Genomic DNA, 23,401 nt, shown 5'->3' on the forward strand with positions numbered 1-23,401 from the left:
CCCGATTCGTTTACAGTCGCAATCCGCCGTCGACGGCAAAATCGCGTCCGTTGACGTAGTCGTTTTCGATAATGAAGCGCACCGTGGCGGCAATTTCATCCGGCTCGGCCAGGCGTTTCAGCGGGATCCCGGAGGTAATCTTGTCGATGGCTTTGTCCGGCATCGCGGCGACCATTTCCGTTGCGGTAAAACCCGGCGAGACCGACGCGGCACGAATTCCGTAGCGGGCCAGTTCCTTGGCCCAGCTCACCGTCATCGCGGCGTTGCCGGCCTTGGAGGCGGTGTAGTTGGTCTGGCCAAAATTGCCGCTGCGCGAGATGCTGGAGATATTGACGATCACGCCCCTGCGACCGGCGCGGATCATCTGTTCGGCCGCAGCCCGGCCACACAGGAAAACGCCGGTCAAATTGACATCGATGACCTGCTGCCACTGCTCCAGCGACATGCGGTCGACAACCTCGCCGTCCTTGACCTTGAGCAGCAGACCATCGCGGGTGATACCGGCGTTGTTGATCAGCACGTCGACCGGGCCGAGACGGGACTCGATTTCGGCGAAGGCGGCCTCGACCTGCTGCTCATCGGACACGCTGGCCACCACGGCATGGTGGTCGCCGCCGGGGAGGGATTTCGCGGTTTCAAACAACTGGTCGGACTTCAGGTCGATCAGCGCGATGCGCGCGCCTTGTTCTGCCAGTTGCCGCGCCATGGCGGCACCGAGGCCGCGAGCGGCGCCGGTAATGACCACGATCTTGTCGTCAAGCTTCATGCCTGGGTTTTCCTTGTGCTGGAAGCAATGGGTGGAAGACGCCGGCCCGCTTCAGGACCCGCGCTTTTCTTCTTCTTCGGGATCAGCCGGGGGATCGTCGCGCAGGCTCGGCGTCAGGGCCGCGCTCCACAATTCGAACATCTTTTTCTGAAACTGTCGGAAAGGGGCCAGAGGCGACACATTGCCAAGATCCTCCAGGCCCGACGACTTTAGCGTCGAGGCCCAGGCCCGCTCAACCGAGTCTTGCTGCGACTCGATGTGGGTCATCACCCGCTCGAGGTAGCCGCGAGTCAGGTCGCGCATCGGGTTGGAGCTCACCCGGATCATGGATTCGAGGAACTCGTTGCTGAGCACCGGACGGCCAAGCAACTCCTGGTCGGCAACGATCTGCAGCAAGACTGAACGGGTCACGTCACGCCCCGTCTTGGCTTCCACGACCTGCACATGATGGCCAGTGCCAACCAGGTCGCGAACGTCCTGCAGCGTGATGCTCTGGCTTGAGCCGGTGTCGTACAAACGCCGATTGGCGTACTTCTTGATGATGCGGGGTTCGGCGGTCATAGTCATGATCCTGCTAGTGTAACCCGTGTGTTAGCACGTGCACAAAACACCGGCAGGCTGCGCCTGCCGGCGTCAAGCGGGAATCAGGTCAGGACTTGGCGGAGGTCTTGGCCTTGGGCTTGCTCGGAGCTTCGGCCAGACCGAACATTGTGGAAAAGTCCATGGTCTTGGCAAACTCCTGACCCAGTTCGGTGAGTTGCTCACGCGACTCGGTGCCGATGGCGGTCAGGGCTTCCATGTGCGCGCTCAGATGCTCGGCATATTCCTTGAAGGCAGCCGACTGGCGGGCAATCAGATCGCTGGGGTTGCTGACATCGCTCAGGCCGGTCATGCGCTCCTTGTTGAGCTCGAGCAGTTTCTGAACGGATTCCAGGTTGGTGCGCGCGGACTTGTCGATGGCTTCCATCAGAATGTCCTGGGCTTTTTTCATTTCGGTAAAGGCGGTCGGGGTATTCATGGTGTTCCTCACTGTCTCTGTCAAAAGTGGCTTTGGGCGTCTTCACGCACTTAATGATTGTGCGTTGCACAAAATACTAGCACAGGTTTTTGTGCAGTGCAACATCAGTCACTCGGGGGATTGCGGTTCGGGCCGGGCGGCCCGGTGTTTACCAATGTTGAGGATGGCGCACCGAGTTTTTCAATCAGGGCCGGTGCGCCCGGGAACGTCGTAAAACGTTCTTCAGTACATGTGCTGGCCGCCGTTGATCGACAGCGTGGAGCCGGTGATAAAGCCGGCATCCTCGGCGACCAGGAACGATACACCCCGCGCGATCTCTTCCGGCCGGCCCAGACGACCTACCGGGATCCGAGCGACGATTTTTTCCAGCACCTTGCCGGGTACGGCCTCAACCATGCTGGTGGCGATATAGCCCGGCGCGATGGCGTTGACGGTCACGCCAACGGCCGCCCCTTCCTGGGCCAGGGCTTTGGTGAACCCGTGGATGCCGGACTTGGCCGCGGCGTAGTTGACCTGGCCGTACTGGCCGGCCTGGCCGTTGACCGAGCCGATATTGACGATGCGGCCGTACTGACGCTCGCGCATGCCCTCGATGACGGCGCGGCACATGTTGAAGCACGAGGTAAGGTTGGTCTGGATGACTTCCTGCCAGCGTTCGGCGGTCATCTTGTGCATGGTCCCGTCGCGGGTGATCCCGGCATTGTTGACCAATACGCTGACCGGGCCGAGATCGGCCTCGACCTGTCGAACGCCCTCCTGGCAGGCCTCGAAGTCACCGACGTCCCACTGGTAGGACTTGGCCCCGGTCTCGCGCTCGAACGCGGCCGCGGCTTCCGAATTACCGCCGTAGCTTGCAGCCACCGTAAAGCCTTTATCAATGAGCTCTTTGGAGATGGCCTCGCCGATTCCGCGGGTTCCGCCAGTGACAATAGCGACCTTACCCATGTTGCTACTCCCGAAGCAGTTTCTGATCCAACGGGCGCTATTGTGCCTGCATGAAACCAAAATGTAACTGTGCAGCGCAACATGACAAAAGCTACGGATAGGCGAGGAACATGCGCATCAAACCGCTGGCGCGGCGGGAATCGGGATCGATACGAAAACCGGCCTTCTCAACGATACATTCGGTGTGCCGATTGGGATGGCAGCCACCGGTGATCGTCGTCCAGGCCGGCTGAATCGTGTTGAGCAACCCGGCGAATGGCTGACTGCGGGCCTGCACATGCTCAAACATCAGCAAGAAACCGCCGGGAGCCAGCACCCGGCGAATTTCGGCCAGGCCGCGTTCGGGATCTCCGACGCTGCAGAACACCAGGCTGGAGACCACGCAATCGAAACTGTCGTCAGCAAATGGCAGGTACTCGGCGCTGGCCACGGCCAGGCCCGCGGAGGGCACCCGGCCTGCGGCGCGCTGCAGTGAACCGGCGGCCGGGTCAATACCCCAGACGCGCTCGGTTTGCCCGGCGAGTTCTCGCAGTCCCAGGCCGGTGCCGCAACCGACCTCCAGCACACGGCCACGGGCCTGGCGCATCAGCTCCGAGCGCCAGCGCGCCAAGCCCGGAAACAGCCGGATCAGCGCGTCGTAAAGCCACGGGACCTGTTCCACGCCGCGCACGCTGTCAGGCGCTACTGCAGGGCGCGGGAGGTGAGATACCGCCCGTCGGAAAAGCGCGAAAAGAACTGCCCCAGCGCCGGATGATCCACCTGCCCGCCTTCGCGATCATCTTCCAGATGACGTTCGGCCACATAGGTCGAGTGGTCGGCCTCGTGGACCAGCACGTGGTACCACGGCCGGTCCTTCGGCGGGCGCGAGCGCGCCACCTGCGTGTACCAGGCCTCCGTGCCCTGATAAACCGGGTCAACGTCAATGATGACCCCGCGATAGCCGAAACGGACATGACGGATGACCTGCCCGATGAAGAAATTCGGTTTATGATCCATATTCACCAGCTTACCAGCCCATCGACATCCGATGATCCATCGAATCGGTCGCAGCCTGCGCATCGTCGGCGCCACGATGCTGCTCACGCTCAACAGCCTCGTTCACGTCGCGCCCCTGATGACGGTCGCCCTGGTCAAAGCGCTGTTGCGCGTTGAACCAGTGCGTCGAATCTGCGATCGCTGGCTGATGGCGCTGGTCGCCAGCTGGATCGACGTTAACAGCTGGATGATGGACCATCTGACCCACCTCCAGGTCAGCGTCGAGGGTCTGCCCGATGCCATGCCGAACGGCAGGTTCCTGATGCTGTGCAATCACCAGAGCTGGGTCGACATCCCGGTGCTACAAAAGGTCTTCAACCGCCGTCTGCCGATGCTGCGCTTTTTCCTCAAAAGCCAGCTGATCTGGGTGCCGATCCTGGGCCTGGCCTGGTGGGCGCTGGATTTCCCGTTCATGAAGCGCTACACCCGCGAGCAGATCGCTCGTCGCCCGGAGCTGGCCGGACGCGATATCGAGGCCACCCGCAAGGCCTGCCGGAAATATCGCGATATCCCGGTGGTGATCGGTGCCTTTGTCGAAGGCACGCGCTTTATGTCGGAAAAACACGCCGCCCAGAACTCCCCATACAAGCACCTGCTCAAGCCCAGAGCCGGCGGGACCGCATTCGTACTTGATGCCATGGGCGAGGTGCTCGACGGCATCATCGACGTCACCCTGGTCTATCCCCACGGCCGGGGAGAGCTGTTCGATTTGTTTGCCGACCGCATTCCCGAGGTTCGGGTCAACGTGCGTGTGCTGCCCGTTCCGCCCGAATTCAAAGGCCGCGACTACCATACCGACCAGGCCTTCCGGCGCGATTTTCAGAACTGGCTCAACGAGCTCTGGACGGAAAAGGACGCGACCATACAGCGCCTGCTGGAGCGAGCCGCTCATTGACCTCAACCTGCCCCGGAACCGTCCTATGAACCTGAAACCCTCTCATCGCAAGGCCCTGATCGGCTTCGTTGTCCTGATGATTTGCGCTGCCGCCGGCGCGCAGACGCCCTGGCATGAACAGCCCATCGACGAGCTGCACCAGCAGCTGGTCGGCAGGCAGATCAGCGCCGAGGCGCTGACCGCCCATTTTCTCGATCGGATCGACACGCTGGATGCTGAACTGGCCAGCGTGCTGGCGCTCGACCCGACCGCGCTCGATCAGGCGCGCGCGCTGGACGAGCATCTGGCCGGCGGCGGCGAACCCGGCCCGCTGCACGGCATCCCGATCCTGCTCAAAGACAACATCGAAACCCGCGACCAGCCAACCAGCGCCGGGTCGCTGGCGCTGTCTTCCAACCACACCGGCCGCGACGCCCCGCTGGTGGCGCGCCTGCGCGCAGCCGGGGCGGTCATTCTCGGCAAGACCAACTTGAGCGAGTGGGCCAACTTCCGCGGCGAGCGCTCGTCCAGCGGCTGGAGCGCGCTCGGCGGCCAGACGCGCAACCCCTACGATCTGACGCGCACGCCGTGCGGCTCCAGCGCCGGGTCCGGCGCGGCCGTGGCCGCCGGATTCGCGCCGGTGGCCATCGGCACCGAGACCAACGGCTCGATCGTCTGCCCGGCCTCGGCCAACGGCAACGCCGGCATCAAGCCCACCGTCGGGCTGGTCAGCCGCACCCACATCGTGCCGATCTCGCACAGCCAGGACACCGCCGGACCCATGGCGATGGACTTGGCCGACGCCACCCGCGTGCTGGCGGCCTCGATGGGGGTCGATCCTGCCGATGAAGCGACCTCACAGCGCCCGGACTGGCGCGCTGAGGATCTGCTGGCCGCGCTGGACAATGCCAGCCTCGAGGGCCTGCGGATCGGCGTGATGCGCGGGCTTTCCGACTTCCATCCCGACGTCAACCAGGCCTACGACCAGGCCGTGGCGCAGCTGCGCGAGGCCGGCGCGGAAATCATCGACGAGGTTTCCCTGGAGTGGCCCGACGGTTTCTGGGATGACACCTATACCGTGCTGCTGCACGAGTTCCGCCACGCCCTCAACGCCTACCTGGGGGATCTGCCCGATACGGATTTGAGCCAACTCGATCTGGCCGCGCTGATCGAGTTTAACCAGCAACACGCTGAACTGGAGTTGCCTTGGTTCGGACAAGAGCACTTCGAGCGCGCCGAGGAAACTTCGGGGATTGAATCCGAGGAATACCTCGAGGCGCTGGCCCGGGTCCATGCGGCCACGCGCGCCGACGGCATCGACCGCCTGCTGGCCGAGCATGAGGTCGACCTGCTGATCTCGCCCAGCGGCGGCCCGGCCTGGAAGATCGACTGGATCAACGGCGATCATTTCGGCGGCGGCAGTTCGACCCCGGCCGCCGTGTCCGGCTACCCGGCCGTGACCGTGCCCATGGGCCTAGTCCACGGCCTGCCGGTGGGCCTGAGCTTTTTTGCCGGTCGCTACAGCGAGCCCACCCTGATTCGCGCCGCGCGCGCATTCGAGCTCCAGCGCGGCGCCGTGGCCAGACCCAGCGCGCGCCCCGGCGGCACGCCCTGAACGGTACGCACCGGGGGCGATAAAAAACCCCGATCGTCACCGGCGTATACTGGATGACGAGGACCATGGAGGGCTCGGTGCCCTTTCCGCGCAGGAGCAGGTACCGGGCGATTGGAGGGCGCCTTGCGCTGGATTCGTCTGACCGCGGCCGGATTCCTGTTCTGGCTGATCCTGACCGCCGGGCTGGGCTGGTGGCCCGGCTTGCTGGGACTGGTCCTGGCCGGCCTGGTTGCCGCCATCAGCCTGCATTATCTCGGGAGCCAGACCCGGCTGGAGACGGGCGAGACGCTGGGTCTGCTGGTCTATGCCCTGGCGCTGATTCCGATGGTGATCCCGGCCGCCTGGCAGGTACTGCGCCTGGTTTTGAGCCGGGAGATGGCCATCGCGCCCGAGGTGATCAAGTACCGCACCTCGCTGCGCCGCCCGCTGGCTCGCGCAGCGCTGGCCAACAGCATCACCCTGACGCCCGGCACCCATTGCGTCGACCTGGAAGGCGACCTGCTGACCATCCACTGCCTGAAAGCGCGCTTTGCCACGCCGATCACCGATCGGATACTTGAACGCCGCCTGGCGCGGCTGCTGGAAAGAACGGCATGACCACGCTGCTGTGGGGTGCGCTGCTTTTCCTGCTGCTTAACGCGATCGGCTGCCTGCTCCGGGCCATTCTCGGGCCGACTCTGCTGGACCGGTTGGTCGCGGCCAACGTTATCGGCACCAAGACCCTCATCATTCTGGTCCTGCTCGGCACCGTGCTCGACCAGGGCCTGTGGCTGGACGTCGCCCTGGTCTACGGGCTGCTCAGCTTCACCGTGAGCCTGGTCGTCGGCAGACTGGTCGAAACCGGCCGTCTGCCGCATCCGGAATCCGCGCCGTGACCGGCCTGGCCCTGACGGCAGTCGCCGGGCTTTTGATCGTGGCCGGCTGCGGCTTCTTCCTGGCCGGGACCATCGGCCTGCTGCGGCTGCCGGACTTCTACTGCCGCCTGCACGCGACGACCAAGTGCGACCCGATCGGTGCCGTCCTGATCCTGACCGGCGCCGCGCTGCTCAGCGGTCCCGAGATTTCCACCATCCGCATCCTGGCGCTGATCGCCCTGATCGTAATCACCAGCCCAACCGCCGGCCACGCGCTGGCGCGGGCCGGTTGGCACGCCGGTCACGTGCCCTGGACCCGGGAGCCAGGCAATGAGCCCGAATGACGTTTTCGATCTGCTGATTCTGACGCTGCTGATCGGCTGCGCGCTGGCGATCGCGCGGCTGAAGGATCTGGCCGCCGCGGTCGTACTGTTTTCGATCTACAGCTTTTCTCTGTGCCTGCTGTGGGTGCATCGGGGCGCACCGGATGTGGCCATGACCGAGGCCGCGGTGGGTGCCGGCATCACCGCTGTCCTGTTTTTCTACGCCCTGACCCGCACCGGGCGACGAGAAAAATGAGAAGCGCCCTCGCTCTGGTGCTGGTGGTGGTGCTGGCCGCGCTGATGATGGCCGGCGTCAGCCAGTTGCCGCCGCCGGGCGAAGCCGATCAAGCCGTGCACCGCCACGTGGCAGCAAACTATCTGGCGGATGGCGTCGAAGAAGGCGGAACCGGCAATCGGGTCACCGCGGTGCTACTCGATTACCGGGCGCTGGACACCTATGGCGAAGTGGTCGTGATCTTTGCCGCCCTTATTGCCGTACTCCTGGTTCGAAGCGCCGGCGGACCGCGGACGCAGCCGCCGCCCCGACGCGTACCGGTCAGTCCGGTGGTTGATCAGGTCATTCGCCTGATGACGCCGTTCATCGCCCTGTTCGCGCTATTCATGATCATTGAAGGACACGTGCTGCCTGGCGGCGGCTTTCAGGGGGGCGTTGTGCTGGGCGCGCTGATGATCCTGCTAAGCCTGGCCCTGGGTCCGGATCGCCTGCGCGGCGCTCTGCACACCGGTGCCTTGTTCTGGTTGCGCGCCGTTGCGCCGCTGGCTTTTACCGTCAGCGCACTGGCAGGTTTGGGGCTGGTGGGCTGGTGGTTCGCGCTGCCAGAGCCGGGCTGGATGCGCGAGTTTGCGCTGGTACTGCTGGAACTTGCCATCGGCTTCGGTGGAGCGGCTGCGCTGACCGGGTTCTTCCTGAGCCTGGAGGAGGACATACATCGATAGCGGACTCGCCCATCTCGATTATTTCGCCATGGTGGTCCTGTTCGCCGTGGGGCTCTACATCGTCCTGACCAGCCAGAACCTGCTCAAGAAGATCATCGGCCTGAACATCATGGAAACTTCCGTGTTCGGCCTGATCGTCACTTCCGGCATGGTCGATGGCGGCTCACCGCCGCTGCTCGGCCGCGGTCTTGAGGCGCCGTATGCAAGTCCGGTCACCCACGCGCTGGTGCTGACCGGCATCGTGGTGGCCCTGAGCGTGACCGCCCTGGCCCTGGTGCTGATCGTGCGAGTCAAGCGCGAATGCGGCTCGATCGAACTCGACGAGTTGCTGGAGCCCGAGGAGTGAGTGCAGCGGTTCACCTGCTGCCCCTGTCGGTCGTCTTGCCGATCACCGCCGGCGTACTCGCGCCAGCGCTGTTCCATCGCAGGCACAACGCCTGCTCATGGTGGGCGATCACGGCCGCCGCCCTGACCCTTGCGACCACGCTGACGCTGGTCAGCGAGGCGCTCGACGGCGGGCTTGTGCGCTACCCGGTGGGCGGCTGGCCGGCACCGTATGGCATCGAACTGGTCTTCGACGGTCTCGGTATACTGATGGGCAGCGCCGCCGGTCTGCTGACCCTGCTGATCCTGATCGCCTCGCGGGCCTTTGTCCAGACCGAAGCAACGCCGCAGCGGCACAGCCTGTTTCATGGCCTGGTCCTGATCAACCTGGGCGGCATGAACGGATTCCTGGCCGCCAGCGATCTGTTCAACCTGTTCGTGTTCATGGAGGTCTTCTCGATCTCGGCCTACGCCCTGGTGGCGCTGGCGCGCGGCCCGGTCGCGGCGCTGGCCGCCCTGAAGTACCTGATCGTGGGCGCGGTGTCTTCCATGCTGGTGTTGCTGGCGATCGCGCTGCTGCATGCCCAGACCGGCAGCCTGAACATGAGCGACATCGGCGATCGCCTGGCCGCGGCCCAAGCGCCTGCGGCAGCCGGGCTGGCCCTGGGATGCCTGGTGGTCGGGTTCCTGGTCAAGGCGGCCGTCTTTCCGCTGCATTTCTGGCTCCCGGACGCACATGCCTCGGCACCCAGCCCGGTCAGCGCATTGCTGTCGGGGCTGGTGGTCAAGATGGGTATCGTCGGCCTGATCCGCACCCGCATGCTGTTTGCCGAAGCCGACATCTTTTCGCTCGTTGCCCTGGACCTGTTGCTGGTCTGGCTGGGCGTGGCGGCCATCGTCATCGGGGCCGTGCTTGCCATGATCCAGCGCGAACTCAAGCTGATGCTGGCCTATTCCACGGTCACCAACATGGGCTACATTGCTCTGGGACTGGGCCTGGCCACGCCAGCCGCGGTCGGCGGTGCGCTGGCGCACATGGGCTTTCATGCCCTGATCAAGACCGGCCTGTTCCTGTCCGCCGGTGCACTTGTGCTCAGCACCGGCCTGAGCCGAATCGATGATCTCCGCGGCCTGGCCCAGCGCATGCCGGTCAGCAGCGCGGCGCTGACCCTCGCTCTGCTGGCCGTGGCCGGGCTGCCGCCGACGGCCGGATTCGTCGGCAAATGGCAGATCGCGCTGGGCGCGCTCGAAGCCGGCCAACCCTGGCTGATCGCGGTGGTCATGAGCGGCGCCCTGCTGACCCTGGCCTGGGCGATCCGGATCATCAACAGCCTGTACTTTCTGCCGCCGGCACGCGGCCAGGTGCTGACGGCTGATGAAGCGCCGCTGTCGATCCGAGCACCGATCCTGATGCTGGGTCTGGTGGCCATGGTCGGCGGTCTGGCCGGGGCCATGGTGCTGGAATGGATCGAACCGCTGAGCTTTCGCATCCTGGAAGCCGGACATGGTCACTGAGCTGTTCGATCTTCGCCCGGTTCTGGCGCCGCTGGTCTCGGCGCTGTGCGCGCTCGGGATCGTGTTGCTGGGTCACCACGAGCGCTGGCGCATCGCCCTGAGCCTGGCCGCAGCCGTTGTCAAGTTCGCCCTGGTCTGGTCGATGCTGCCGGCCACCCTGTCGGGCACGGTGTTCGTGTTCAACGCCGGCGAGATCCTGCCTGGTCTGCCGTTCGCTTTCCGGGTCGACGCTTTGGGCATGTTTTTCGCCCTGGTCTCTTCGACCCTGTGGGTGCTGACCACGATCTATGCCATCGCCTACATGCGGGGCAGTCACGCGCTGCGCCGGTTCTTCGGTTTTTTTGCCCTGTGCATTTCGACCACGGTGGCGATCGCGTTTGCCGAGAACCTGCTGACCCTGTTCATCTTCTACGAATTGCTGACGCTGTGTACCTACCCGCTGGTCATCCACAGCGGCACGCTCAAGGCTCGTCGAGCGGGCCGACGCTACCTGGCCTACACGCTGTCCGGCGGCGCGGCCCTGCTGGCCGGGATGGCGTTGCTCTACCACCTCACCGGCAGCCTGAGCCTGAGCCAACCCGGCCTGGTCGACCCGGCGACGCCGCCGAAGACGCTTTTGATCCTGTTCGTGCTGCTGATCGGCGGCTTTGCCGTCAAGGCCGCCGTCATGCCGCTGCACGCTTGGCTGCCCAGCGCGATGGTCGCGCCGACGCCGGTCAGCGCGCTGCTGCACGCGGTGGCCGTGGTCAAGGCCGGCAGTTTCGGGCTGCTGCGGGTCATCTACAACGTCTTCGGCGTCAACCTGCTGGCCAGCCTCGGCTACACCGCGGTGCTGGCCGTGATTGCCGCGCTGACCATCATCGTCGCCTCGCTCATGGCACTGCGCCAGGACGTGATCAAGCTGCGCCTGGCCTGGTCGACGATCAGCCAGTTGTCCTACATCGTGCTGGCGGCCTGCCTGCTGACGCCGCTGGCGGCGCTGGCCGCGGTCATCCATATCGCCAACCAGGCCTTCGCCAAGATCACCCTGTTCTTCGTCGCCGGCGCGATCGAGAAACGCACCGGCAAGACCCGCGTTTCGGAACTCGACGGCCTGGGTCAGATCATGCCGTGGACCATGGGCGCCTGCACGATCGCCTGCCTGAGCTTCATGGGCGTGCCGCTGCTGGCCGGATTCATCACCAAGTGGTATCTGTCGGCCGGCGCGCTGGCGGCCGGCATGCCGATCTACGTCGCAGTGATGATGCTCAGCGCCCTGCTCAACGCCACCTACTGGTTACCGATCATCTACCGGGCCTACTTCAAGCCGTGTCCGGACCCGAGCCTGTCCCGCGAGGAACCAGAAATCCTGTTGCTGGGGCCCATCCTGGCGTGCGCGGCCTACGTGGTGTTGCTGGGCATCGGCGCCCAGGCCCCGGCCATGCCTTTCGCGCTGGCCGAATCGGCGGTCAATTTCGCCTTTGGCCTGGAGCTGTCGCGACCATGACCAGCGTGACCCTGCCCTCGCTGCTGCCGCTCTGGATCCTCGTCGTGCCACTGGCCGGCGCAACGCTGCTGGCCGCAGCAAGCCGGCATCGGCAACTGCTGGGACCGATCACGCTGGGCACCGGCGGCCTGTGCCTCGGCCTGGTAGTTGTGCTGATCATGGCGGTGCGCCAGGGCTTCCAGTTCGAGCTGGCGCTGATGGAGCTGGCACCGCCGCTTCGCATCGTGCTGCGCGCAGACGCGCTGGGGACGCTTTTCGCGTTGCTCATTGCAACTCTGTTCCCGATGGCCACTGCCTATGCGCTGCGATACATGGGCGACGATCCCAGGCTGGGACGGTTTCTGGCCCTGGTCCTGGTTTCCCAGGGACTGATGCTGGGCGTTGCCTTTGCCGCCAGCCTGATGACGCTGCTTGCGTTCTACGAGTTGTTCTCGCTGATCGGCTACGTGCTGATCGTCCATGACCGCAGCCAGCGGGCGCGAGCGGCAGGCCTGAAATACATCGTCTACATCGTCGTCGGCGGGGTGTTCATTCTGACCGGCGTCATCCTGGTCTATTTCCTCGCCGGCGATCTGCGGTTCGTTCCCGGCGGCCTGTTTGCAGCCGATGCCAGCCAGCGACACTTGCTGACGGCCTGGGCCTGTTTCATGATCGGCTTCGGGGTCAAGTCAGCGCTGATGCCGCTGCACGGCTGGGTGGCGGATGCGCATCCTGCCGCCCCGGCGCCATTTTCAGCCCTTCTGTCCGGCATCATGGTGGCGGCCGGCAGCTTCGGAATACTCCGCGTCGTCTTCGAAGTCTTCGGCACCAGCGTGCTCACCGAACTCGGCGTCATGCCCTGGCTTGCGCTGCTGGCGGGCATCAGCGCAATCTGCGCCGGCGCACTGGCGGTGGGCGAGGATGAACTCAAGCGCCGACTGGCCTATTCCACCATCAGCCAGATGGCCTACGTCATGCTGGCCGTTGCCACGCTCGGCGAGTTGGCGCTGGTCGGGGCCCTGATGCATCTCAGCCATCACGCTTTCATCAAGGCCGGTTTGTTTTTCTGCGCCGGCCTGGTTGCTGCCGGGACCGGTTACACGCGCGTCAGCCAGCTCGACGGGCTGGGCCACCGCATGCCGCGCACGGGCGTGTTGATGACCCTGCTGGCCTTGGCCATGGTCGGCGTACCACCCCTGTCCGGCTTTCTCAGCAAATGGCTGCTCGGTGCCGCTCTACTCGCGGACGGGAGCATCGTCTCGCTGAGCGTGTTGCTGGTCGGCTCGCTCCTGGCCGCCGCCTATCTGTGGCCGCTGATCTTGCGCATCTGGCTGCCGCTTCCCGGGCCACCGCCAGCCGACGCAGACGCTGGCGAACCACCATCCCTGATGCTGGCGATGACGGCGACAAGCGCAGTGATCACCACCTTGCTGGGCCTGGCCGCGACCCTGCCCGGACTGCCGCTGGAGCTGGCTCGATTGGCGGCAGCAACGCTGCTGGGCGGCAGCGGATGACGATGCTCTCGGCGCTGGTTCTCTTGCCGCTGCTCGCGGCGGCCGCATTGCCCGCCATCAGGAATTCGGGCGGGCAGAACGCGCTTGCCATCACCACGGTCGTGCTGGTGCTGGCGGGGCTGCTCGTCCTCGCCCCGACGGTCATTCAGGGCCAAATCCTGATCGGCAGCCTGCCGGGCCTTCTCGGCCGTTTTCATTTTCAGGCCGACCCATTCGGCCTGCTGTTTGCGCTCGTCGGTACCCTGGTATGGCTCAGCGCCGTCGTCTACGCAACCGGCTATCTCGGCGACGACCCGCACCGACGGCGATTCCTGTCGGTCTGCCTGGTGCTGCTGGCCACCAATCTGGGCGTGGTGCTCGCTGCCGACCTGCTGACCCTGTTTGTGTTCTTTGAACTGCTTGGCCTGGTCGCTGTACTGGTGGTGGTCCACAGCGGCAGCCAGGAGGCACGCTCTGCCGGCATCACCTATTTCTGGATGACACTGGCCGGGGGCATCGCTTTGCTGGCGGGGGTTATGGCGATTCAGGCACAGGCCGGCAGCCTGGCCTGGCAGCCGCTGCCCGAAGCGGTCGGCGCGGGCTGGCGCTGGAGCATTTTCGCCCTCCTGTTGGTTGGCTTCGGCGTCAAGGCCGGCATGGTGCCGCTGCATATCTGGCTCCCGGCAGCGCATCCGGTGGCGCCGGCGCCGGCCAGCGCCCTGCTTTCCGGCGTCATCATCAAGGCCGGCGCCTACGGCCTGTTCCGCTGCCTGAACATGCTGATGGCGCCGACGCCGGAAACCCAGGCCTGGGGCGAGACCGTCGACATGGGCCTTTTGCTGACCCTGCTGGGTATCACAACCCTGCTGATCGGCGTCGTGCTGGCGCTGGGCCAGCATTCGGCCAAGCGCATGCTCGCCTGGCACAGCGTCAGCCAGATGGGGTTCGTGCTGACCGGGCTGGGCGTCGGCGCCTTTCTGGCCGCCGATGGGGCCATGGCCACGGCCGGCGCTCTGCTCCACGTGGTCAACCACGCGCTGTTCAAATCCTGCCTGTTCCTCGGTGCCGGCGCCGTGGCCCTGCGCGCGGGAACCGCAGACATGTATCGTCTCGGTGGGTTGTGGCGAGGCATGCCGGTCACCTTTGCCTGCATGCTGGTCGCCGCCGCCGGCATCGCCGGTGTGCCGCTTTTCAATGGTTTCGTCAGCAAATGCATGATCCACCATGGCCTGGTCGAAGCCAGCCAGCGCGAAGGTGGCCAGATCCTGGTCTACGCCGAGTGGCTGTATATGGCCGCATGCGCCGGCACGGTCGCCTCGTTCATCAAGTTCATCGGCCTGATCTTTCTAAGAAAACCGCAGCAGCCCAAGCGCGTTCGCGAGGTCCAGCCTGCCTTGCTGGTCGGCATGCTGATGCCGGTTGTGCCCATTATCTGGCTGGGTTGGCGTCCGCACGAACTGCTCGGATCCGTGATCGCACCCGCACTGGCTGACTGGGGCGTTTCCGCACAACCGATTACCTACTACCTGGAGCACTACTTCATGAGCGGTCAGGACCTGATCGCTTCGGCCGGGACTCTGGCCGGCGGCGTGGCAGTGTTTGTCGCCGGGATGAAATTCGGCTGGTTCAACCTGCAGCTGCCTCAGGCCGTGGGCGTTGCCTGGTGGTACCGAAAGCTGGGAACTGGGCTTGTCAACCTATGCCTTCAGTTGTCCTGCCTGGCGGCGACCGCGCGGGCTGCGGCCCCCGGGACGGTCCGGAGGCTATATCGAAGACTGTGCCGGGCGCTGCGCCGTGATGTTGACGGGCTGACCCGCCCGGGAACCCACGAACCATACGAAGACCGGCTGTTTGAGGCGCTGGACCAACAGCGCGACCGCCTGCTTGTGGCGGCAGACCGGCTGGCACAAAAGCACAAGGACCAATACCCGGGCGACGCCCTGATCAACGGCACCCACTTGATCGCAGGCTGGCTGGGGACGGAGCTGGTTCAACGCGCCATGGCCGGCGACCGTCGATCACAAAGGCTGGGCCGGGACGAAGCGTTCTGCCAAAAGCTGGCCTCACGGGCGGTCGAGGTGGCCCAAAAGCAGCTTGATGCCGGACTGGACGGAAGCGAGATGCAGGAGATTCTGGCCGAACTGGAGGCGGCACTTGGCACCGAAAGCGACCATCCCGACCACAACTGGCCGGAGCGCAGCTGGCCGGCCGAGCTGGCCGCCGTGGTTTTGGCACCTGATCGTGCACACTGGCCGGTCAGCGAGAGACTGGCGCAGGGCGCGCTGGTCCGGGCCGCCCGAGGACGGGTCAGGAAAGTGGCGCGTGACCTGAGTTCCGGGCTACTGATCGCTTTCGTGATCCTGCTGTGCCTGGCCCTGGCGTTGCGGCTGCTAAAACTTCCCATGCCGTGATTTCTGAGCCGAGAAGACGCCATCAAAAATCCCATTGCCGGGCCGCCCAAGATCGGACTGCACCGGCGTCTAGAATGCGCCTCCCACGGTCAGCAGCACCGAGCGGCCTCGCCGGAGATCGCGGACTTCGCGAAAAGCCGCCTCGCTGGAGCCACGCGGGCCGTTGAAAACGGTTCGGTCGCGAAGAAAGCGCCGGTCCAGGATGTTCTGGATCAGGAGCTCCATCTTGACGCCGAAATAGCGCGTGGTCTCGATGAAGGCCTCCAGGTCCACGCCGCGCTCGTCGATATCGAGTTCATCGAGCTCGAACCCAACCGCCCGGTCGACGTAGTCGGATTCGATGCCCCAGGCCCAGCCGGCATCGACCAGGTCCTGGCGTAGTTCGCCCTCGAGCACGTAGCGCCGCTGGCCGGAAAATCTTCGCGTCAGGCCGGTGACCGGGTCGGTCACGGCCGAGTCCTGCCAGCGTGCCTCGAGGTCGAGCCGCGCCTGGTCGAGGCCGATGTGATCCAGCGCAAATGTTCCTTCCGCGCGCACGCCCCAGCGCCGGCCGTTGCCGATATTGCCCGGCACCTCGAAGCGGTCGTCAATCGGCAGCCGGTCCTGCACGTCCCGAACCCAGTCGTGGAAGACGCTCATCTTGACCACGCCAACCGCGCCGAACCTGCGCTCGGTCGAAATCTCGGCAGCCCAGGTCTGCTGAGGTTCCAACCCCGGATTGCCGCGCTCGATGTCGTCGTCAAAGAAGTTCGCCGAACTGATGAAGTCGGCGAAGTTCAGCTGGGCAATCTCGCGACCGAACTGTATTCGATTCAGCATGCGCTCGTTCGGCGCATGCACCAGGGTAAGCGACGGCTTGAGAAAGAAGAACTCCCGATCCGGGGCATCGACGCCGGTCTGGCTGATGCTCGACAGTTCGGCTCCCATGGCCGACTCCAGGCTGAAATGGCCGAGCTGCCAGGTATCGCGCAACTGGAGATCGGCGCGCAGTTCCTCGACCCGGTTGTTCGCTCCCGGCACGTCCACCGGCTCGAGTTCACCGTCCGCACCAACCCGCAGCACCAGCGCGTTGTCGAGCGTATTGAGCGCCGTTTCAACGTCGAACTCCACCAGGTGAGCGGCGTTTGCCGTCCAGTCGAGCTCGACGCGGCCGATCGACTCGCTCTGGCGGGTGTCGCGATTCGACTGGCGCCGAAGATCCGGTGGCAGCGGAGAAAAGATCAGGATTTCGCGATTTTCATCGTCGACGATCTCGCTGTTGTGCAGGCCGATCAGCTTGACCTCCCACAGCGGTGCCGGGCGCCACTCGAGATCGCCACCCAGTTCGATCTCGAACCTGGTGTCATCGGCTTGCTGATTGAGGTTGAACGTGCCATCGCGTTCGAAAAGCGGCGTGCGTGTCGACCGTTCCAGAAAATCGGACGCGCGATAAACGATCTCGCTGTTCAGACGCAGCGTCGCGCCGCCGAGGGTCGATGCGCTGTTGGCGTTGAGTTGCAGCCTCTGGCTCCGCCTTCGCTCGAACTCATCGCGTCGTTCGGCTTCGGTCCCGGCCACCAGCAGTCGCTCAACCATGGTGTTGCCGACAAACGATGTGCTGACCGACACCCCCGCGCCCCAGGTCGTTTTGCCGGACCGGTCGAGCATGGAAAGCCTGCCGCCAGGGGTGGGACCGCCGCTGTCGAGGTCCTGCTCGACGGTGGTGCTCCAGGTCCAGGCACGCTGAGAGTTGTCGACGACCACGTTGACCAATACCGCCTGGCCACTGGCGTCGAACCGGCCGGTGTTGCCGCGGATCAGCTCGATTCTCTGAACGCGCGAAGCGGGAACACGCGTCAGCAGGCTCGACACCGAATCCTGTTTGCTGCTCGGCCGCTCGCCGTTGATCAGGACGTTGCCACCGGCCCCACCGAATCCGCGACTGCGACCGCCGTCGCTGATCTGGAAGCCCGGTACCTGCTCGACCATGTCGCGCGCACTGACCGGCTGGTAACCGCTGAAGAACGAGGCCGGATAAACCACGGTGTCTTCGCTGGAACCCCGGTTGTCCGGACCATCGGATGGTGCTGCCTCGATCGCATTGGCGCCCTGGACCGCAAGCGCAATCAGAAAGCAAGCGAATACAGATCCCTTCATTACAAGAGTGCTCTCACCTCGGCTTTAAACCGCAAAATCATAAGCCTGATAGACGCCGAATGTTGGCTGCCTAAAGCCGGCCGGCCCCTTGGCATCAACCAGTCACCGGATCCGCCTTTGCCTCTTGACCGTCATCAGCAGCCTGCTCGCCGGCCGACCGATCCCGCGCCAGATACAGGTAGATGGCGGGCACAACCAACAGGGTAAACGCGGTACCGATGGTCATGCCCGAGGCAATCACCAAGCCGATGGCGAAACGCGAACCGGCACCCGGACCGGCAGCGATCAGCAACGGGATCATCGCCAGGACCGTCGCGGCCGTGGTCATCAGGATCGGGCGCAGGCGGATGGAGGTCGCTTCTTCGATGGCCTCGCGCTTGCTCTTGCCTTCGTCCTGGAGCTGGTTGGCGAACTCCACGATCAGGATGCCGTGTTTGGCGATCAGCCCGATCAGGGTCAGTAAGCCCACCTGGGTGTAGATGTTCAGGCTGGTCAGACCCAGCGAGACGAAGATCAGTGCACCGGCGATGCTCATCGGCACCGTGACCAGCATGATGACCGAATCGCGGAAGGACTCGAACTGGGCGGCCAGCACCAGGAAGATCACGATCAGGGCAAAGAAGAAAGTGATCACCAGCTGCTGCCCTTCGGTCTTGAACTGGCGGCTCTGGCCGGCGTAGTCCACGCTGTAGGTGCGCGGCAGGATCTCGGCGGCCGCGTCTTCGAGAATGCCCAGGGCCTCGCCCAGGCTGACGTTGGGTCGCGGCACGCCGGTGATGGTGACCGCATTGAGCTGCTGAAAGCGCTTGAGCTGCTGCGGCTGGACCGAGGGCTCCAGATCGATCAGCCCGGCCATGCGGACCAGCTCGCCGTCGCGGTTGCGGGTATAGAAATCCCCGACCTGTTGCGGGGTCAGGCGCTCGGCGCGCTCGACCTGGGGGATGACGCGATAGGACCGGTTGTCCATGGCGAAACGGCCGACGAAACCGCCCGACAGCATGGTCGCCAGGTCGCCCGAGACCTGCGCCATGTCCACCCCCATCAGCGCAGCCTGATCGCGATCGATCTGGATATCCTGCTGCGGTTGGTCGATGTCGAGATCGGAGTTGACGAAGATGAAGCGGCCGGATTCCATGGCTTTTTCCATCAGCTGATCGGCAAAATCTTCCAGGTTCTCGAAGGAGTCGGTCGAACCGATCACGAACTCCACCGGTGGTCCGCCACCGCCGGGCGAAGGCAGATCCGGCGGCACCACAACAAAAGACTGCAGACCGGGGATTCGCCCGACGAACGGCTGGACGGTTTCTTCCAGCAGTTGGTGGGTGCCGACATCGCGCTCGTCCCAGGGCTTGAGGACGATGCCCGAAATGGCCTGGTTGGTGGCCCCGATCTGGCCGCCGCCGAAGCCGTTGATCAGGAAGATGCCCTCGATCGCCTCGGTTTTTTCACCCAGTTCGTTGAGCTGGCGCGTATTGCGCTCGAGGTAGTCGAGCGTGGCAAAAGGGTCGGCCTCCAGGATCGAGAACATGAAGCCCGAATCCTCGGGCGGCTCAAGCTCGGTCTCACTGGTGACGAACAGGAAATAGCACGAGGCCAGCACGATCAGGCCGAAGGTTGCCAGCACGTGGCGGTTGTCCAGCCAGCCGTGCAGATGGGACCGAAAGCCATCGCGCAGGCGCTCGAAGCGCCGATCGAGCCAGGCGGCAAACTTCGGCCGCGCCTCGCGCCGGCGCGAGCGCAGCACGCGCGAGCACATCATCGGCGCAAGGGTCAGCGCGACCACCCCCGATAGAACGACCGTGGCCGCCAGGGTGAAGGCAAACTCGATGAACAGGGTGCCGGTCAGCCCGCCGACGAACCCGATCGGCAAGAAGACCGCAATCAGCGTGGTCGACATCGCAACGATCGGCCACGCCAGCTGGCGCGCGCCAGCGATCGCGGCGTCGATTCGCGACTTGCCGTTTTCCATTTGGCGCTCGATGTTTTCCAGCATGATGATGGCATCATCGACCACGATCCCGATGGCCAGCACCATGGCCAGCAGGGTGAGCAGGTTGATCGAAAAGCCCATCAGCAGCATCAGGAAAAACGTGCCGATCAGCGACAGCGGCACCGACAGGGCCGGAATGATGGCGCTGCGGGCCGAGCCGAGGAAGGCATAGATCACCAGCACGACGATGACCAGGGCCAGGAAGATGGTGAAAATCACCTCGTCGATGGCACTTTCGATGTATTCGGCCGAGTCATAGGAAATGGTTGCCTCCAGCCCCTCGGGAAGGCGCGGAATGATCAGCTCGTCCCAGACCTCGCGAACCTCGCCGATGACATCGAGGGCATTGGCATCGGGCGAGATTTCCACGCCGATGAAGACCGCATCGAGGCCGTTGTAGGTGACCGAGGCATCGAAACTTTCCGGGCCGAGTTCGACCTCGGCAATGTCTTCAAGCCGAACCAGCGAGCCACTCTCGCCGCGAACCACCAGGCGGCGGAATTCCTCGGCCGACTGCAGGTCGGTATCGGCGGTCAGGTTGATGGTGACCATCTGGCCGCGGGTGCGGCCCACCGCCGATAAGACGTTGTTGGCCTGCAACGCACGGCGCACGTCCAGGCCGGTGACGTCCTGGGCGGCCATGCGCTCCGGGTCCAGCCAGATGCGCATGGCAAAGGTGCCGGCACCGAGAATTTCGGCCTGCTGCACACCGGGGATGGTGGCCAGCTGCGGCTCGACTTCGCGGACCAGGTAGTCGGTGATCTCGCTGTCGTCGAGAAGATCGCTGTAAAACGACAGGTACATGGCCGCCACCTGCTCGCCCACCGACAGCTCCACAACCGAATCCTCGGCCTGATCCGGCAACTCGGAGCGCAGCTTGTTGACCTTGGCGGCGATCTCGGTCAAGGCGTCGTTGGGATTGGCGTCCAGGCGCAGATACGCCTGGATGACCGACACGCCGGGAACCGAAGTCGAGACCAGGTAGTCGATGCCCTCGGCCTGGGCCACCTCGCGTTCCAGCGGTGTGGTGATGAAGCCCTGGACAAGGTTGGCGTCGGCACCAATGTAGGTGGTGCTGACGGTGACCACCGCGTTCTGGATCTCCGGAAACTGGCGCACGTTGAGATCGAAGATCGCGCGCAGCCCCAGCAGCAGGATGAACAGGCTGACGACGATGGCCAGCACCGGCTTGTTGATGAAGACGTCGGTAAAGCGCATAAGGTTCGCGGATCCGGTCAGGCGTTGTCCGGACGCGGATCCGGGTCTTCGCTGGGTTGGACGGATTCGTCTTCATCGATGCGCACCGGGGTGTCGTTCTGCAGCTTCAGCAGGCCCGATGAGGCAACGCGGACACCTTCTTCCACGCCATCGAGGATGGCCACAAGATCACCGCGCGAGGTGCCGGTGCGAACGAAGCGCTGCACGACCTTCAGATCATCCTCGCCATCGCCTTCGATCACGAAGACCGAATCGCCGTAGGTCGAGGCGCGAATCGCAGTCCGCGGCAGGACCAGCACGTCTTCGGCCTCGCCAAGGTCGAGCTCGGCGCGGGCGAACATGCCCGGGCGCAGCAGCTCATCGGCGTTGTCGAAGGTCGCCTGCACGCGGATCGTGCGGGTCGAGGCGTCCAGGCGCGGTTCGAGCGCGGTGATCTGGCCACGAAAGGTCTGCTCGGGAAACGCGTCTACGCGGGCCTCAAGCACCGCGCCAGTATCGAGCAGCGGCAGCCGGCGCTGCGGCAGGGTAAAGTCGAAAAAGATCGGGTTCAGTGACTGCAGACTTACGATGGGCGTCCCGGGAGAAAGGAACTGCCCCGGGTTGACCTGGCGGATGCCGAGACGGCCGGCAAAAGGTGCGCGCAGGATTTTCTGATCGATCATGGCCTGGCGCGCGGCCACGGCGGCCCGCGCCTGATCGGCTTCGGTGGCGGCCCGATCCAGAACCGCTTTGGAGATCGACCGCTGCTCGTACAGGCTCTGCTGGCGCTCCAGTTCCATTTCGGCCAGACGCTGCGATGCTTCCAGTTGCGCCAGTTCAGCTTCGTCGACTCGAATATCGAGCGAAAGCAGGCGCTGACCAGGCTCGACGGTCTGCCCGTTGTCGAACGAAACCTCGCGCACGATGCCACCTCTCTCCAGGCTCAGCTCGGCGCCGCGGACCGGGTTGAACGTTCCCACGGCTTCAACGCGTGGCGTCCATTCCTCGGAACGGACCCGGCTTGCGGTGATCGTGACGGTTTCGGGGCCCATGTTATCGAAGGCATCGGTGATCATGCGATCGACGAAGGCCTTGTAGCCGAAGATACCGCCGAACAGCACGACGACCGCGACCAGCATCAGAAACATCCGCTTATTCATGCCAGTAACTCCCGCTCGATGCGTTCCACTGCAGCGTTCAATGCCGCCTCGTCGCCAATATCGGCCAGCGGCCGCCAGTTCATGCCGTTGAGCAACACCTGGGCGTGCACGTAGATCGTCCGGCGCGGCGCGGCCATCGCCAGCTGACTGAGCATGCCGCGCGTCTGCAGCAGCGACTGCATACCGTGACAGACCGCCCAGGGCCCAAGCATCAGTTCCTGGGCGCTCAAGGCGCCGGCGTCGACCTCACCGCGCTCAATGGCCTCCTCGACCACGCCGGTGATGGCGGCCACGGCCGGGGCAAGCTCGGCGGTGAGGCGTTCGCGTCGCTCCGGCGTCGCCGTCTCCCAGACCACCTCGGTGAAAACGTACTGCATCAGCTTCGAATAGGTTGGATGGCGCCGGCTGAAATATTCATCAGCCACAGTCAGCGCGAACATGCGCTCGCGGGTCCCGGCCGACCACGCCGCCACCCGCCGAAACAACTCACAGTGCTCGCGAAGCCGCTGCGTGGCCAGCGCCACCAGCAGGTCTTCCTTGGAGGCAAAGTGCTGGTACAGCGTGCCGGTCGCATAATCGCAGGCCCGCGCCAGGCGCGCCATCTGCAGCGTCAGCAGGCCTTCCTCGCGAATCAGCCGCCTGGCCGTTTCCAGAAAGAGTTGTTCTCGCGCTTCCAGCTCGCGCTGACGGCGTTCGCGTGTTCCCATGGGCTCGAACCTGCTTACCAGTGCGTATTATGAACGAAGTTCACAGCACGACGCGTTGGCAAACCGTGAATTCGCTGTCACCGCATCGCACGTTGGGCTCTGACAGGCTAATCACGTGGGCGCTTTTAGCATTGGGGTCCGAGCAATGACAGGAGATGCAAGATGAAAAAGGCGCATATTCTCAACGTTCTTCTTGTGGCCGGCTCGCTGGCCGTTCTGGCGCTGGTGTTTTCTTCTCCCATCGCGGCCAAGCCAGGCTGGTCGAATCCGGAGCCTGGCGGTCTCGCCCTGAGCGGGGCGCAGCGCGATCAGATTGCCAACCTGCGCGGTGCCTTCCACGAAAAAATCAAGGACCTGGACTGGTCGGTCGACGATAGTGGACACGACCCGGAGACCCTGCAGCGGGCGCGCGAGTTGCGCCTGGCGCTGCGAGCCGAAATCCGGGACGTCCTGACCGAAGAGCAGCTGGAGCATATCGATTCGGCTCAGAAGCGCTGTCCGCACGGCGGAAAGCGCGAGCAGCAGCCGGTCCGACAGCAGACCACGACGCTTTATCTTTAACCGCAGCGTGGGCGCAGGGCGGTTGGTTGTGAACTCCTGACGGGGTGGGGCGGTC

23 protein-coding genes are annotated in these 23,401 nt (G+C 64.6%); 13 read left to right on the forward strand and 10 right to left on the reverse strand.

The genetic code is table 11. The features are described 5' to 3' along the window. Positions 1 to 10: 10 nt before the first annotated feature. From G3I74_RS00255 to hspQ, 6 genes are all read right to left on the reverse strand, one after another. Positions 11 to 766: an SDR family oxidoreductase gene (locus G3I74_RS00255; RefSeq protein ID WP_164208788.1), complete on the reverse strand. Its 756-nt coding sequence runs from the start codon at positions 764 to 766 to the stop codon at positions 11 to 13. Between the two features lie 51 nt (positions 767 to 817). Further along, on the reverse strand, positions 818 to 1,327 hold the full coding sequence (gene phaR / locus G3I74_RS00260; protein WP_164208791.1) for a polyhydroxyalkanoate synthesis repressor PhaR: 510 nt from the start codon (positions 1,325 to 1,327) through the stop codon (positions 818 to 820). A gap of 88 nt (positions 1,328 to 1,415) precedes the next feature. Next, the gene (locus tag G3I74_RS00265; RefSeq protein WP_164208795.1) at positions 1,416 to 1,784 is read right to left on the reverse strand and encodes a phasin family protein; all 369 of its coding nucleotides are present in this window, start codon (positions 1,782 to 1,784) and stop codon (positions 1,416 to 1,418) included. Between the two features lie 222 nt (positions 1,785 to 2,006). Next, complete coding sequence (gene phbB, locus G3I74_RS00270; RefSeq protein WP_164208799.1) at positions 2,007 to 2,729, reverse strand: acetoacetyl-CoA reductase; 723 nt, start codon at positions 2,727 to 2,729, stop codon at positions 2,007 to 2,009. 91 nt (positions 2,730 to 2,820) lie between these two features. Continuing rightward, entirely contained in the window at positions 2,821 to 3,399 is a 579-nt protein-coding gene (locus tag G3I74_RS00275; RefSeq protein WP_164208801.1) for a methyltransferase domain-containing protein, read from the reverse strand. 11 nt (positions 3,400 to 3,410) lie between these two features. Continuing rightward, positions 3,411 to 3,725, reverse strand: coding sequence for a heat shock protein HspQ (hspQ, locus tag G3I74_RS00280; RefSeq protein ID WP_164208804.1), 315 nt, complete (start codon positions 3,723 to 3,725; stop codon positions 3,411 to 3,413). Between the two features lie 31 nt (positions 3,726 to 3,756). On the opposite strand from hspQ, the gene G3I74_RS00285 reads away from it, so the two are divergent. The 12 genes from G3I74_RS00285 to G3I74_RS00340 all read left to right on the forward strand — a co-directional run bounded on the left by G3I74_RS00285 (position 3,757) and on the right by G3I74_RS00340 (position 15,595). After that, entirely contained in the window at positions 3,757 to 4,659 is a 903-nt protein-coding gene (locus tag G3I74_RS00285) for an acyltransferase (protein WP_164208807.1), read from the forward strand. Between the two features lie 25 nt (positions 4,660 to 4,684). Next, on the forward strand, positions 4,685 to 6,253 hold the full coding sequence (locus tag G3I74_RS00290) for an amidase (protein ID WP_164208810.1): 1,569 nt from the start codon (positions 4,685 to 4,687) through the stop codon (positions 6,251 to 6,253). Between the two features lie 123 nt (positions 6,254 to 6,376). Further along, positions 6,377 to 6,850, forward strand: a complete 474-nt coding sequence (locus G3I74_RS00295) for a Na+/H+ antiporter subunit E (RefSeq protein WP_164208813.1) — start codon at positions 6,377 to 6,379, stop codon at positions 6,848 to 6,850. Next, positions 6,847 to 7,128 (forward strand): monovalent cation/H+ antiporter complex subunit F, encoded by a 282-nt coding sequence (locus G3I74_RS00300; protein ID WP_164208816.1) that lies wholly within the window; start codon positions 6,847 to 6,849, stop codon positions 7,126 to 7,128. The genes G3I74_RS00295 and G3I74_RS00300 overlap by 4 nt, the downstream gene beginning before the upstream one ends. After that, positions 7,125 to 7,451 (forward strand): monovalent cation/H(+) antiporter subunit G, encoded by a 327-nt coding sequence (mnhG, locus tag G3I74_RS00305; protein WP_203594420.1) that lies wholly within the window; start codon positions 7,125 to 7,127, stop codon positions 7,449 to 7,451. Before G3I74_RS00300 ends, mnhG begins: the two co-directional genes overlap by 4 nt. Further along, positions 7,438 to 7,686 carry a Na(+)/H(+) antiporter subunit B gene (locus G3I74_RS00310; protein WP_164208819.1) on the forward strand — a complete coding sequence of 83 codons (249 nt, stop codon included), beginning with the start codon at positions 7,438 to 7,440 and terminating at the stop codon, positions 7,684 to 7,686. Before mnhG ends, G3I74_RS00310 begins: the two co-directional genes overlap by 14 nt. After that, positions 7,683 to 8,387, forward strand: coding sequence for a hydrogen gas-evolving membrane-bound hydrogenase subunit E (gene mbhE / locus G3I74_RS00315; RefSeq protein ID WP_164208822.1), 705 nt, complete (start codon positions 7,683 to 7,685; stop codon positions 8,385 to 8,387). Before G3I74_RS00310 ends, mbhE begins: the two co-directional genes overlap by 4 nt. A gap of 28 nt (positions 8,388 to 8,415) precedes the next feature. Then, on the forward strand, positions 8,416 to 8,733 hold the full coding sequence (locus tag G3I74_RS00320) for a sodium:proton antiporter (RefSeq protein WP_164208826.1): 318 nt from the start codon (positions 8,416 to 8,418) through the stop codon (positions 8,731 to 8,733). Continuing rightward, positions 8,730 to 10,226 (forward strand): proton-conducting transporter transmembrane domain-containing protein, encoded by a 1,497-nt coding sequence (locus G3I74_RS00325; RefSeq protein ID WP_164208829.1) that lies wholly within the window; start codon positions 8,730 to 8,732, stop codon positions 10,224 to 10,226. The genes G3I74_RS00320 and G3I74_RS00325 overlap by 4 nt, the downstream gene beginning before the upstream one ends. Then, positions 10,216 to 11,712: a proton-conducting transporter transmembrane domain-containing protein gene (locus G3I74_RS00330; RefSeq protein ID WP_164208832.1), complete on the forward strand. Its 1,497-nt coding sequence runs from the start codon at positions 10,216 to 10,218 to the stop codon at positions 11,710 to 11,712. The genes G3I74_RS00325 and G3I74_RS00330 overlap by 11 nt, the downstream gene beginning before the upstream one ends. Next, a complete protein-coding gene (locus G3I74_RS00335; protein WP_164208835.1) occupies positions 11,709 to 13,205 on the forward strand; it encodes a complex I subunit 5 family protein in 1,497 nt (498 codons plus the stop codon). Before G3I74_RS00330 ends, G3I74_RS00335 begins: the two co-directional genes overlap by 4 nt. Continuing rightward, positions 13,202 to 15,595: a complex I subunit 5 family protein gene (locus G3I74_RS00340; protein ID WP_164208838.1), complete on the forward strand. Its 2,394-nt coding sequence runs from the start codon at positions 13,202 to 13,204 to the stop codon at positions 15,593 to 15,595. Before G3I74_RS00335 ends, G3I74_RS00340 begins: the two co-directional genes overlap by 4 nt. A gap of 69 nt (positions 15,596 to 15,664) precedes the next feature. Here the strand turns inward: G3I74_RS00340 and G3I74_RS00345 are convergent, their stop codons facing one another. The 4 genes from G3I74_RS00345 to G3I74_RS00360 all read right to left on the reverse strand — a co-directional run bounded on the left by G3I74_RS00345 (position 15,665) and on the right by G3I74_RS00360 (position 22,785). Beyond that, entirely contained in the window at positions 15,665 to 17,731 is a 2,067-nt protein-coding gene (locus tag G3I74_RS00345) for a TonB-dependent receptor domain-containing protein (RefSeq protein ID WP_164208841.1), read from the reverse strand. A 94-nt stretch (positions 17,732 to 17,825) separates the two neighbouring features. After that, entirely contained in the window at positions 17,826 to 20,939 is a 3,114-nt protein-coding gene (locus G3I74_RS00350; RefSeq protein ID WP_164208844.1) for an efflux RND transporter permease subunit, read from the reverse strand. A gap of 17 nt (positions 20,940 to 20,956) precedes the next feature. Next, the gene (locus G3I74_RS00355; protein ID WP_164208847.1) at positions 20,957 to 22,078 is read right to left on the reverse strand and encodes an efflux RND transporter periplasmic adaptor subunit; all 1,122 of its coding nucleotides are present in this window, start codon (positions 22,076 to 22,078) and stop codon (positions 20,957 to 20,959) included. Then, positions 22,075 to 22,785, reverse strand: coding sequence for a TetR/AcrR family transcriptional regulator (locus G3I74_RS00360; RefSeq protein WP_164208850.1), 711 nt, complete (start codon positions 22,783 to 22,785; stop codon positions 22,075 to 22,077). Before G3I74_RS00360 ends, G3I74_RS00355 begins: the two co-directional genes overlap by 4 nt. 162 nt (positions 22,786 to 22,947) lie before the next feature. Here G3I74_RS00360 and G3I74_RS00365 point away from each other — a divergent pair, with 162 nt between their 5' ends. Next, positions 22,948 to 23,346: a hypothetical protein gene (locus G3I74_RS00365; RefSeq protein ID WP_164208854.1), complete on the forward strand. Its 399-nt coding sequence runs from the start codon at positions 22,948 to 22,950 to the stop codon at positions 23,344 to 23,346. The last annotated feature ends 55 nt before the right edge of the window (positions 23,347 to 23,401 follow it).

The sequence above is a fragment of the Wenzhouxiangella limi genome, from assembly GCF_010499265.1.
GTDB lineage: Bacteria > Pseudomonadota > Gammaproteobacteria > Xanthomonadales > Wenzhouxiangellaceae > Wenzhouxiangella > Wenzhouxiangella limi.

Coding starts and splice junctions, on each gene's coding strand:
- G3I74_RS00255 (WP_164208788.1), bottom strand. CDS start 766: ATGAAGCTTGACGACAAGATCGTGGTCATTACCGGCGCCGCTCGCGGC.
- phaR (WP_164208791.1), bottom strand. CDS start 1,327: ATGACCGCCGAACCCCGCATCATCAAGAAGTACGCCAATCGGCGTTTG.
- G3I74_RS00265 (WP_164208795.1), bottom strand. CDS start 1,784: ATGAATACCCCGACCGCCTTTACCGAAATGAAAAAAGCCCAGGACATT.
- phbB (WP_164208799.1), bottom strand. CDS start 2,729: ATGGGTAAGGTCGCTATTGTCACTGGCGGAACCCGCGGAATCGGCGAG.
- hspQ (WP_164208804.1), bottom strand. CDS start 3,725: ATGGATCATAAACCGAATTTCTTCATCGGGCAGGTCATCCGTCATGTC.
- G3I74_RS00285 (WP_164208807.1), top strand. CDS start 3,757: ATGATCCATCGAATCGGTCGCAGCCTGCGCATCGTCGGCGCCACGATG.
- G3I74_RS00290 (WP_164208810.1), top strand. CDS start 4,685: ATGAACCTGAAACCCTCTCATCGCAAGGCCCTGATCGGCTTCGTTGTC.
- G3I74_RS00300 (WP_164208816.1), top strand. CDS start 6,847: ATGACCACGCTGCTGTGGGGTGCGCTGCTTTTCCTGCTGCTTAACGCG.
- G3I74_RS00310 (WP_164208819.1), top strand. CDS start 7,438: ATGAGCCCGAATGACGTTTTCGATCTGCTGATTCTGACGCTGCTGATC.
- mbhE (WP_164208822.1), top strand. CDS start 7,683: ATGAGAAGCGCCCTCGCTCTGGTGCTGGTGGTGGTGCTGGCCGCGCTG.
- G3I74_RS00320 (WP_164208826.1), top strand. CDS start 8,416: ATGGTGGTCCTGTTCGCCGTGGGGCTCTACATCGTCCTGACCAGCCAG.
- G3I74_RS00330 (WP_164208832.1), top strand. CDS start 10,216: ATGGTCACTGAGCTGTTCGATCTTCGCCCGGTTCTGGCGCCGCTGGTC.
- G3I74_RS00335 (WP_164208835.1), top strand. CDS start 11,709: ATGACCAGCGTGACCCTGCCCTCGCTGCTGCCGCTCTGGATCCTCGTC.
- G3I74_RS00340 (WP_164208838.1), top strand. CDS start 13,202: ATGACGATGCTCTCGGCGCTGGTTCTCTTGCCGCTGCTCGCGGCGGCC.
- G3I74_RS00345 (WP_164208841.1), bottom strand. CDS start 17,731: ATGAAGGGATCTGTATTCGCTTGCTTTCTGATTGCGCTTGCGGTCCAG.
- G3I74_RS00350 (WP_164208844.1), bottom strand. CDS start 20,939: ATGCGCTTTACCGACGTCTTCATCAACAAGCCGGTGCTGGCCATCGTC.
- G3I74_RS00355 (WP_164208847.1), bottom strand. CDS start 22,078: ATGAATAAGCGGATGTTTCTGATGCTGGTCGCGGTCGTCGTGCTGTTC.
- G3I74_RS00360 (WP_164208850.1), bottom strand. CDS start 22,785: ATGGGAACACGCGAACGCCGTCAGCGCGAGCTGGAAGCGCGAGAACAA.
- G3I74_RS00365 (WP_164208854.1), top strand. CDS start 22,948: ATGAAAAAGGCGCATATTCTCAACGTTCTTCTTGTGGCCGGCTCGCTG.